Raw genomic sequence first — 10540 nt, forward strand, 5'->3', positions numbered from 1 at the left:
AAACAACACTATTTTTTAACTTATCGTAATATTATAAAGGAAAGATACTCATAAAAAAATGCAATTTTCTGACCCTGCAACAGTTCTTATCATAAGCATATTGGCTGTAACCATTGCCTTTACTGCAGTTTCCCTCTATACCGCTTTTGGTCCTCCTTCAAAAAGACTCGCTGATCCCTTCGAAGAGCATGAAGACTAATACGCCCCCCTTGCCATTAGAACAGGTCTTGGGTTAAACAAACACGCTTGTTAGGATAGCCCGTGGTGGCACCTCTAGAGTGATTCAATGCCTCAAAATAAAAATCTCGCCATCCTCGTATCCTTAGGTCTGACCGTTGGCTTGAGTGCAGGTGGGCTTTGGCTGTTGCAAAATACGGCCCCAGACTTACTGCCCAGTTTGCTAGGCCAGTCGAATAGCGGCTCTAGGCGTGCTCAAGGAACCTTTAAGATCCTGGGGGATACCTTTAGCGGCTACAGCACGTTTCGAGATGACGGGTTTAAACAGGCCTTAGGAGAACCTGGCATTCGTCTAGAGTATGCGGATGAGTTTGACCAATCCCAGCGGGCTGAGGCGCTGCAAAAAGGCCAAGCTGATTTTATTGTGACGACGCTCGATCAGTTCCTCAAGCAGAAGCCACAGGGCAAAATCGTCGGCCTGATCGATCGGACGGTGGGGGCTGATGCAGTGGTGCTGAATACCCGCCAGTTTCCTCAGCTCAATTCCCTCATTAATCTCAGTCAACTGGTTCAACAAGGGCAGCCGAAGCAATATGCCATTGTTTATGCAGGCGATACGCCCAGTGAATATTTGTCGCTGGTCCTAGACGCTAAGTTTGATGCCTTTAATCTTGCTGATTTTCGGGTGATCAAGGTGGAGGATTCCTCTCAAGCTTGGCAGCGGATGCAGGACCCCAAAGAGAATATTGCGATCGCAGTGCTTTGGGAACCCTTCGTTTCCCAAGCTCGCAAGCGAGGTCACACCGTTGTTCTCTCCAGCAAAGACGCGCCGAATACCATCGTGGATGTCTTAGTGGCTGCTGACACCGTGATTCAGTCCCAGCCGGAACAAATTTCTGCGTTTTTAGCCGCGTATTATCGGCGGATTGAATCTGGGATTAGCAATACCTCCCAAATACAGGAGCAGATTGCTAAAGATGGGGAGCTATCTGCTGCAGACGCGGATACTGTTCTCAAGGGGATTAACTTCTTCACCGCTTTGGAAACTCAAAGCTGGATGCAGCAAAAAATGCTGAACCAGCGAATTACGGCAACGGCTGCTGTTTTAGTGCTGTCTGGCAATTTAACTCAGGTCCCTGATGATCCTGCACAGTTTTATGATTCTCAGTTTGTGAGTCAAGCGGCTGATAATACGAAAAAGTTAATCAATATTGTGCGGACTGATAATCCTGAGCTGGCGAAAAAGCTGGAAGGGAAGGCTTCCTCATCAACAGCCTCTCAGCAACCTGCTACTGATATTAAATCTGCTCCCAGTATTGGCAATCTCAAAGTACGGGGGGAAGTGAAGTTTGCGGTCGGTGCAGCGACTTTAACCACCACAGGGCGTCAAACCCTAGATCAGCTATCTAAGGAGATTACGGAATTTAACCCCGATACCGTCGCGGTTCGAGTTATTGGCCATACTTCTAAAACAGGGTCCGCCAGTTTGAATCAAAGGCTGAGCCAACAACGGGCTCAAGTCGTCGTTCAATACCTGAAGCAACAGGGTATTCAACAAACCATTCAAGCCGAGGGAAAAGGATTTAGTACGCCCCTACCGGGGATTCCACCTGCGGATGCTCGCAATCAACGGACTGAAATTCGGTTGGTCCGCATTAGCTGAGTCATCAATCGAGCGATGGCTGACGCAGTTTTTGCAGCAGGTCATAGAAGGGCTGCCAATCATCCTCTGCCACGATCGGCTCCCAAATGGCTTCAATTTGGGGACGTGTGATTACGGTCAGGGGATTGTGCTGCAATCGCTGGGCGATCGCAGCCATTTCAGTCTCAGGATAGTGCTGGAGTAAGCGGTGATAAAGCTGTCGCCATTGCTCTAACTGTGCTTGCCATTGCGGTGAACTCAACAGCTCTGACTCGCTAAAAATATGGCCTGGATCGACGCGCCAGGTGGCTTGAAACTGCAATCGCAATTCGGCAAAGAAGTCATGGTATCCGACTTGCGATCGCTGCAAAAAATCTAACGTCTGTACTAGCAAATCCTCAGCTTCGGGGATATCCGTAGGCTCAAACCCCAGTTTCCGCAGCATCAGCTGGCGATAGGCGGAATAGTAATGGGTCTTAAAGGTTTCCAGCCCTACATCTAAGTCTGCCTGGGGAATAACAGCGACCAACGGACGCTGCAACATCTCCAGATTCCAGTGACACATCGTCGGTTGGTTACCATAGCTGTAGCGCCGAAAATGATCGAAATAGGCAGCGGTAAAGTTTGGATCAAGGGTTTGAATAAAAGCGTAAGGCCCATAGTCAAAGCTTTCCCCTGTGATCGACATATTGTCCGTATTGAGGACGGCATGGCAAAAGCCAACCGACATCCATTGGGCCACTAATGCTGCTGTTCGCTGGACCAGCTCTGCATAGAAGCGGGTATAGGCATTCGGCTGCTGCCATAAATGGGGATAGTAATACTGGATCACATGATCCAGTAAGGTTTGGATTAAGTCGGGTCGCTGCAATGCCAGCAACCGTTCAAAGGTGCCAAACCGAATATGGGAGCGACTAAACCGCACCATCACCGATGAGCGGGTGGGCGAGGGTTCATCTCCCCGCCACAGGGATTCTCCCGTCTCAATCAAACTCAAACAGCGAGAGGTGTGCACCCCCAAATGGTGTAATGCTTCTGCGGCCAATACTTCCCGCACGCCCCCTTTGAGGGTTAAGCGACCATCAGCGCTGCGAGAATAGGGAGTGGTTCCCGATCCCTTGGTACCCAGATCATAAAGCGCCCCATCCATGCCGCGGATCTGACCGTATAAAAATCCTCGCCCATCCCCCAAGCGGGGGTTGTAGTCGCCAAACTGATAGCCGTGATAGCCCATCGCCAACAAAGGGTCTCGGCTTTGAAATTGACCATAGGCTTCCACAAAATCGATGTCGGTGACCTGTGGGGCCTCTAGCCCCATTTGGCCCAACACATCGTCGTTCCGAAAGCGCAAGACATGATGTGGAAACTCTGCCGCTACTACTGGGTCATAAAAGCCGTCTCCCAGGGCTTCGAAGGCCGGTTCAAACGCTAAGCTGAGTAGCAGATTTGTTGTAGATGAGTTCGACATGGGTTAATCAGGTGCCCCTGAAGCAAGAGGAGGATAAATCCATCTCAGCCCGCACCCGGAATCATGCCCTTGCTCAATCGCTGAATGGCATTATTGGCCACATCTTTATACCCGACTTCACCTGAGAGGAGCTGGCCCATTCTCCGGGTAGCACTGGGACGCTTCACCCCAATTTGATAGCCAAACTTGGGCACCCGGTAAAACACGCCCGCGAGTCGTTGGGCCCACTTCATATCACTGCCCCATTCAGTGGCAATCACCTCAGAATACTTTTCCAGGGCGTCGTCTTGCCCAGCCAAAGCGGCATCAATGGCTTCAGAGGCTTTGAGTCCACTAAACATGGAAGGGCGAATACCCTCGGCAGTAAAGGGATCGACCACACAGGCTGCCTCACCTGCTAGCAGGGCATTTTGAGTATGAAGGGTTTGGTCGCCGTTCCATAGACAGAGCGGATGGCCATGCTGGCGAATGGATTTAAAATCAACGTCAAACATCTTGGAATATTCTGTGACGATCGCGCGCAGGTCTTGGCGTGCCCCACCCCGGAAAGCCCCAATGCCGATGGAATAGCCATCTGCTTTAGGAAAGTTCCAGATATAGCCGTTTTTAACTAGGCCAAATTCAAAATGAACGGTTTCAGGATTTTCAATCTCTGTCATCGCTTCGGCTTCTAGTGCGCCACCCAGTTGGCGTTTACGCTCTTTAAAGCCTAACCATCTGGCCATCGGCCCTTTGGCCCCATCTGCTGCAATTAAATATTTCCCAGATACAGGGCCATTCGCTGTGTTGACCTGCCAATGATCGGATTGAAATTCAATCCCTTTGACTTCTGTGTTGTCTCGCAGTTCTGCCCCCTGCTTTTGGGCTTGCTGAATCAGAAAATGATCAAAAATATCGCGGCGCACCATCCAGATGGGTTCTGGGGTCTGTAAATCTGCGAGCACCACATCTTCCATATTCCAGGTGTAGCGAACGGTCTTTACCTTCAAGGAAATGGCGGGAGAGAAATCAAAGTCAAACCATTCCGCCACCACTGGCGATACACCGCCACCACAGGGTTTATAGCGCGGCAAGGATTCCTTCTCTAACACCAGGACAGAGTGACCTTTCTTGGCAAGGTGATAGGCTGCGGTTCCGCCTGCTGGCCCCGCCCCGACAATAATGCAATCAAACATATTAAACCGTGGTGATTTCTTTTTCCTTCTCAGCCAAAATCTTATCAATTTGGCTGGTAAATTTATCGGTCAACCCTTGAATCTTATCTTGTAGATCCTTCGATTCATCTTCGGAGATATCACCACTTTTGCCTTGCTTGCGGGCCGTATCAATGGCATCTCGGCGAATATTACGGACGGCGACCTTTCCTTCTTCAGCAATTTTGCCCGCCATTTTCACAAAGTCCTTGCGGCGTTCTTCGGTTAAAGGCGGAATATTGAGGCGAATCGCCGATCCGTCATTATTGGGAACTAACCCCACATCGGAGAGGGAAATGGATTTTTCGATATCCGTCAAGCTACTCGGGTCAAAGGGTTGAATAGTGATCGTACTGGCGTCTGGGGTGCTAATGGTCGCTAAAGACCGTAACGGGGTCTCAGTGCCGTAATACTCCACGGTAATTCGATCCAGTAAAGCGGCATTGGCCCGCCCCGTTCGAATTGTGTTGAGGGACCGATTCATGGCCTCAACAGACTTTTGCATTAAAGTTTCGGCCTCAGCTAACTTCACAAGAACCTCCCACGATAGTGCCAATAGACTCGCCCAATAGGGCCCGTCGAATATTTCCAGAAACGGATAGATCGAAGACCAAAATCGGAATGTCGTTGTCTTTGCAGAGTGCGATCGCAGTGCTGTCCATTACCTTTAAGTCATGGGTAAGAACATGTCCGTAGGTCAAGCTTTGATAGCGTCGGGCATCGGGATTAATTTTGGGATCTGCATCGTATACCCCATCGACCTTAGTGGCCTTCATGATGATGTCGGCATCGATTTCAGCCGCCCGCAACGCAGCGGTGGTATCGGTCGTGAAGAAGGGATTGCCAGACCCAGCGCCAAAAACAACCACCCGCCCTTTTTCTAAATGGCGCATGGCCCGACGACGAATATAGGGTTCTGCCAATTCTTGCATCGAAATCGCGGTTTGCACACGGGTCGGTATATCCATTTGCTCAAGGGCATCTTGCAAGGTCATGGCATTCATCACCGTTGCGATCATGCCAATGTAGTCGGCGGTCGCCCGGTCCATGCCCGCTGCAGCCCCTTTCACCCCACGAAAAATATTACCGCCGCCCACCACAATGGCCATTTGGATGCCTTGGCGGGTGACATCGGCAATTTCTTCAGCAATGCCTTGAACAATAGTAGGATCAATACCGTAGGGTAAACTCCCCATCAGGGCTTCACCGCTTAGCTTTAGTAGGACCCGCTGATAGGTATTCCCCATGCAATGATGACTGTAATAACGCAAATTGCTCCCCAATTAAGATAGCAGGATTAGGGCTCAGGCGGTTGGCTAAACTGATTTTATTCAAATTTCCCGAAATAGCCTGAACGATGATGCCAAGGGTACTAGCTGCCATTCCTAATTTTGGTCAGCAACGTCATCCAACCCCATGATTGAGTAAAGAAGCTACGGTTAAAACAGCTGCCTAGTTTTGAGGATAAGTGTGTTAAGAATAAGGTCCCTTTTTCCCTGGATATTGAGACGGTTGGGTGTGCTACTCTTGCTGCTCGGTATTGCGTTCTCCTATGCCACCCTTCCGGCTTTCGCTGCGACCGATCCCGCATCGCCTCCTCCCTATACCGCTGAGATCGAAACCCAGGTGGAAGAGTTGTTCAACAACGCTATGGAGGCGACCAATACGGGTGATTTTGCAGCCGCAGAACAATATTGGACCGATGCCCTTGAATTGTTGCCCCAAAATCCAGCGATTTGGAGTAACCGGGGCAATGCCAAGGTGAGTCAAGGACATTTTGCAGCGGCCTTAGCAGATTATGACCGCTCGGTCGAATTGGCGCCTGATCAGCCCGATGCCTATCTTAACCGAGGGACTGTTCAAGAAGGCCTGATGAATTGGGAGGCTGCGATCGCAGATTACAACAAAGTCTTAGAGCTGAATCCCAAAGATGCAGCCGCCTACAACAACCGTGGCAACGCCAAAGCAGGCCAAGGCAATTGGGAGGCTGCCATCCCCGATTATCAGAAGGCCATCACCTTACTTCCCCAGTTTGCCTTTGCCCAAGGCAACTACGCCTTAGCGCTCTACCAAACCGGTGAGCAGGATGAAGCCATTCGCTCCATGCGCAATCTAATTCGTAAATATCCTCAATTTGCCGATATGCGGGCTGCATTGACCGCAGCATTGTGGAAGCAGGGACAGATCGGCGAAGCCGAGAGTAACTGGGTTGCTGCGATTGGTTTAGATTCGCGCTATAAAGATACAACCTGGTTAGTCGATATTCGGCGGTGGCCTCCGACTTTGATTGCTGATCTAGAAAACTTTCTCAGTCTAGCGGGTCAGAAAAGATCTGAGTCATAATCCGTGCCACCTGCAACCCTTCTGCTCTCAAACTCCTCTTTATTCTCTGGCGTTGGCTATGTCCCTAGAACCCGTTCAGCAGGTGTTATCCACCTTAAAGCAGACCCACTGGCAGCATGAACAAGCATTTATGCGTTTATTAGATGCCTGGTCTCAGGTGGTCGGGCCAGCCGTTGCGGCCCAAGCCCAACCGATTCAAATTACTGCTCAGAACGTGCTACTAGTGGCCACCTCTAGTGCGGCTTGGACTCAAAACTTAGCCTTTGAGCGGACCCGTATCCTCAGTAAGCTTAATGATCGCACAGAGCACGCCTTGACCGATATCCGGTTTTCCAACAGCCGCTGGCCTAGGCGGTCCAACACAGCCCGTCGGCCCGCTGTGCCACCCTCGATCACACCGGCCAGTTTACTGCCCACCTTGTCCATGTCTTCTGGTGAGATCAGCTCTGATCCCAACATCGCTTATGAGCGATGGATGAAGGCACTTCACCAGCGATCTCAGGGATATCCAGCTTGTCCCCTTTGTCAGTGCCCAACTCCCTCAGCTGAGCTTCAACGATGGTCTGTCTGTAGTCTCTGCGCAGTACGAGTGGAACCGTAGCCCCTCTCGCACCGCATATGCAGCGCACTCAGAATTACCATAAGGGCTCTCCACCTGCGGGTTGATCTGAGGATCCTGCCCCCCATAAGGGTTCTTGTCTTTGAGGTGCGGGAGCCGGGGCGGGTGCTGGGGCCGGAGCCGGGGCTGGGGCACTTCTAACGGGAGCTGGAGCCGGAGCCGGTCGGGGGGCAACAGAGGTGGATTGCTGAGGGGGCACGTAGGTTGGGCTTGATCGCGCTGGCGTCGAGGCCGCTGGGACGGATCGAGCAGCCTCCAATTTACGTTGGGCGGCGGCTGCCGCCGCAACCTTCTGTTGGCGTTGTTCATTCAACGCTTTCAGTTGCTTATCAAAGTCTTGCCGTTTGGCCTCAGCTTGAGGAGCAATAAAGGTATCCTTGGGCACCTCTTGGATCAGCTTGAGTGCTTTTTGCCATTCTGCCTTGTGTTGATCCAGGGTTGATATGGAATCGTCGTCTTTGGTCTTCTTTTGCACCGCTTGGGCAATGGTATTGGCTTTTTTAAAGGTTTCGCCCGCTTTCGTCTCTTTTTCGATGCGGGTCGACATGGCTTTATGTTCGGCTTGGTAGGTGCTGATTGCCTGTTTGGCTTTGGGGTAAATTTTGACGTTTTTGGGAATCTTATTCATCTCAGCAATGGCTTCATCCATCTGCTTTTGAGCTGCCTGGATATCTGCAATGGTTTTGGCATCTTGATAGCGGCTTTGAGCCGACTTCGCCTCCTCCATCGCCTGCTCAAAGGTGGCTTGAAACTGGAGATCCTGCGAGCAGTTATTTAAAACGGTACAAACGGATTGCAGATGGGGAGAGGTGAAGGCTAAAGCAGTACCGCCCATCAGTAAAGCGATCACCCCTGCTGTTAAGGCGTTGGTCCGACTAAACCGCACCATTTTATGAGCCGAAGCTTGGGGAGAGGCCACGACCGTGTGGGACGGTGTGTCCCCAGTAGCCGGGCTGGGACGGTCTCCTTGCGGGGTCGTCGGGGAAGAGCCATTCGGTTGCGCAGCCGTTCCTGCAAGCTGGGAATGCGTATGAGCCCCCTGAGGTGTGGTGGGGGTGGTCGCAGGATTGCCTAGGGTTTGTTGAGCCGTGGTTGCTAGCTGCTGAGCGGTGTTGACTTGCTGAACGGTGTTGGCTGGGATCGCGGCGGGGGATGGTGCTGGATTGCCATGACGAAGATTAACCACGGTCTCAGGAAGAGATTCAATCGGATTGACCGCGGGCGACGTCTCAGCCTGCCTGGCGGTCACCAGGGTCTGAACTGCTAATAAAGCATCGGTGGCTGAACGATATCGCTGACGATAGTCGTAAAGCACCAGTTTCTCCAGCAATGTGGCAAAGGCCGGGGATACGGATACGCGATCGCGCCAAGCCAGCTCACCGGTACTATCATCCTCTGGTATTTCGCCGAAGGAGGGCCGCAATCCCGTTAAAGCTTGAATAGCGATGACTCCGACGGCATAGACATCACTACAGAGGCGAGGCTGTCCTCGGAATTGTTCGCTCGGCATATATCCAGAGGTGCCAATCAGGACTGTCCGTGGCATTTGAGTGGCGGACTCTGCTAGCTGGGTGGTGACCTGCTTCACTGCACCGAAATCGATCAGAACCAGCTTGCCATCACTCTGTCGACGAATCAAATTGGAGGGCTTAATATCCCGATGAATCACCTGTTGATCATGGACAAAAGACAACACTTCCAGAATGTCGTGGAGTAGCTGAATCACCGTTTCTTCATCCAGCTGCTCACCGGGTTTTAACTTATCGGCTAGGCTTTCCCCTTCAATGTATTCTTCCGCTAGGTAAAATTCTTCACCATCTTCAAAGTGAGCGAGGAGACGAGGGATTTGTGGATGATCACCCAGTTGATGGAGGACCTTTGCCTCCGAATCAAATAACCGGCGCACTGTTTGGAGTAAAGCGGGTTCATGAGAGCCCGTTTTCAACTTCTTAACCACACATTGGGGGGAATCTGGCAAATGGGTGTCTTCAGCCAAAAAGGTTTCGCCAAATCCTCCTTCAGCTAAAGGTTTGACAACGGAGTAGCGTCCGGCCAGTTTGCGTCCTAACATGGGATGGATCTCAGCGGTTAACGAAGGGTGTGAAACAATGAAGGGGGTTTCTTTGGAAAAGCATAAGCTGTGTCACTCTCGGTAATCACTCTAGCACCAACCACAGGCCAACCGCCCGTGGGTCTATTGGTGGCTCTGCACGGCTGGGGATCCAATGCCCAAGACCTCGCTTCGCTGGCCCCCTATCTGAGCTTGCCCACCTATCAATTTTGTTTTCCTAACGCGCCCTTGCCGCATCCTCAGGTGCCTGAGGGGTATATGTGGTACGACTTAAATACCCAAGCTGGCCTGCCGGAAAGCCGACAACTACTGTTGGAGTGGTTGCCATCCCTGGCCACCGAAACCGGGGTTCCCCTAGAGCGGATCGTCCTGGTGGGCTTCTCCCAAGGCGGCGCGATGACCTTAGACCTGGGGGCTCGCCTCCCCCTAGCCGGATTAATCTGCTTGAGTGGTTATTTACATTCATCAGTAACGCCATTATTTGGGAACGCCTCACCCCCTATCCTGATGGTTCATGGCCAACAGGATCCGGTGGTGCCCTTGAGTGCAGCGCAAAGTGCAGAGCAAGCTTTACGGACTGCAGGTGTAGCGGTTCAGTACCATGAAATGCCCATAGCCCATGAAATTAGTCCTGCCGTCCTGGCGTTAATCCAGACCTTTATCACAACGTTGCCTGGGTGAAGGGGAGGCCGTGTGATGTTGTCCTAACATGCTCGCCAGTCCGAGAACTCGCGTTGGGGTCAGTTGAGGATGGAGCAACCGACCGCCTATTCCGGCTTTGCCAGGGCTGGGTTCAGCCTCGATCCAAGGGCGGATAGCGCCATAAACGCCACTGGAATATCAACTCCTCGAAAAATCCCCTATAAGCGTGTAGCAGCGGTCTGATAGACTTGTAAACTGGTACTTAAAGATACAAAAACAAATATAGAGCAGTTACTTTAAGACACAGACGCAAGACACAGTCAGGCATTTAGGAGGAATCTTTGCGTGGATAACGTTATCGGCCTAGAGATCATTGAGGTGGTTG

10 protein-coding genes are annotated in these 10540 nt (G+C 51.6%); 5 read left to right on the forward strand and 5 right to left on the reverse strand.

Features of this window, described 5'->3' with window-relative positions; translation table 11 throughout:
- The first annotated feature begins 58 nt into the window (after window positions 1-58).
- Together psbN and Q0986_RS22750 are read left to right on the forward strand one after the other, a co-directional pair.
- Window positions 59-199: a photosystem II reaction center protein PsbN gene (psbN, locus tag Q0986_RS22745; RefSeq protein ID WP_299416600.1), complete on the forward strand. Its 141-nt coding sequence runs from the start codon at window positions 59-61 to the stop codon at window positions 197-199.
- An 87-nt stretch (window positions 200-286) separates the two neighbouring features.
- Complete coding sequence (locus Q0986_RS22750) at window positions 287-1840, forward strand: phosphate ABC transporter substrate-binding/OmpA family protein (RefSeq protein WP_299416603.1); 1554 nt, start codon at window positions 287-289, stop codon at window positions 1838-1840.
- 4 nt (window positions 1841-1844) lie between these two features.
- Here the strand turns inward: Q0986_RS22750 and Q0986_RS22755 are convergent, their stop codons facing one another.
- From Q0986_RS22755 to pyrH, 4 genes are read right to left on the reverse strand one after another with little or no spacing between them, the layout of a single operon-like run.
- Complete coding sequence (locus Q0986_RS22755; RefSeq protein ID WP_299416606.1) at window positions 1845-3287, reverse strand: YdiU family protein; 1443 nt, start codon at window positions 3285-3287, stop codon at window positions 1845-1847.
- Window positions 3288-3331: 44 nt separating this feature from the next.
- On the reverse strand, window positions 3332-4462 hold the full coding sequence (locus Q0986_RS22760) for a geranylgeranyl reductase family protein (RefSeq protein WP_299416609.1): 1131 nt from the start codon (window positions 4460-4462) through the stop codon (window positions 3332-3334).
- A 1-nt stretch (window position 4463) separates the two neighbouring features.
- Entirely contained in the window at window positions 4464-5012 is a 549-nt protein-coding gene (gene frr, locus Q0986_RS22765; RefSeq protein ID WP_299416612.1) for a ribosome recycling factor, read from the reverse strand.
- Window positions 4999-5727 (reverse strand): UMP kinase, encoded by a 729-nt coding sequence (gene pyrH / locus Q0986_RS22770; RefSeq protein ID WP_299416615.1) that lies wholly within the window; start codon window positions 5725-5727, stop codon window positions 4999-5001. Before pyrH ends, frr begins: the two co-directional genes overlap by 14 nt.
- A gap of 265 nt (window positions 5728-5992) precedes the next feature.
- Between pyrH and Q0986_RS22775 the strand changes: the two genes are divergently transcribed.
- Together Q0986_RS22775 and Q0986_RS22780 are read left to right on the forward strand one after the other, a co-directional pair.
- A complete protein-coding gene (locus Q0986_RS22775; protein WP_366918669.1) occupies window positions 5993-6823 on the forward strand; it encodes a tetratricopeptide repeat protein in 831 nt (276 codons plus the stop codon).
- Window positions 6824-6881: 58 nt separating this feature from the next.
- Window positions 6882-7424, forward strand: coding sequence for a DUF721 domain-containing protein (locus tag Q0986_RS22780; protein WP_299416618.1), 543 nt, complete (start codon window positions 6882-6884; stop codon window positions 7422-7424).
- Window positions 7425-7458: 34 nt separating this feature from the next.
- Here Q0986_RS22780 and Q0986_RS22785 read toward each other — a convergent pair whose 3' ends face one another.
- Window positions 7459-9513, reverse strand: coding sequence for a protein kinase (locus Q0986_RS22785; RefSeq protein WP_299416621.1), 2055 nt, complete (start codon window positions 9511-9513; stop codon window positions 7459-7461).
- A gap of 69 nt (window positions 9514-9582) precedes the next feature.
- Here Q0986_RS22785 and Q0986_RS22790 point away from each other — a divergent pair, with 69 nt between their 5' ends.
- On the forward strand, window positions 9583-10194 hold the full coding sequence (locus Q0986_RS22790) for a dienelactone hydrolase family protein (protein WP_299416625.1): 612 nt from the start codon (window positions 9583-9585) through the stop codon (window positions 10192-10194).
- Window positions 10195-10540: the final 346 nt, after the last annotated feature.

Source organism: Acaryochloris sp. IP29b_bin.148, assembly GCF_028285565.1.
Classification (GTDB): Bacteria; Cyanobacteriota; Cyanobacteriia; order Thermosynechococcales; family Thermosynechococcaceae; genus Acaryochloris.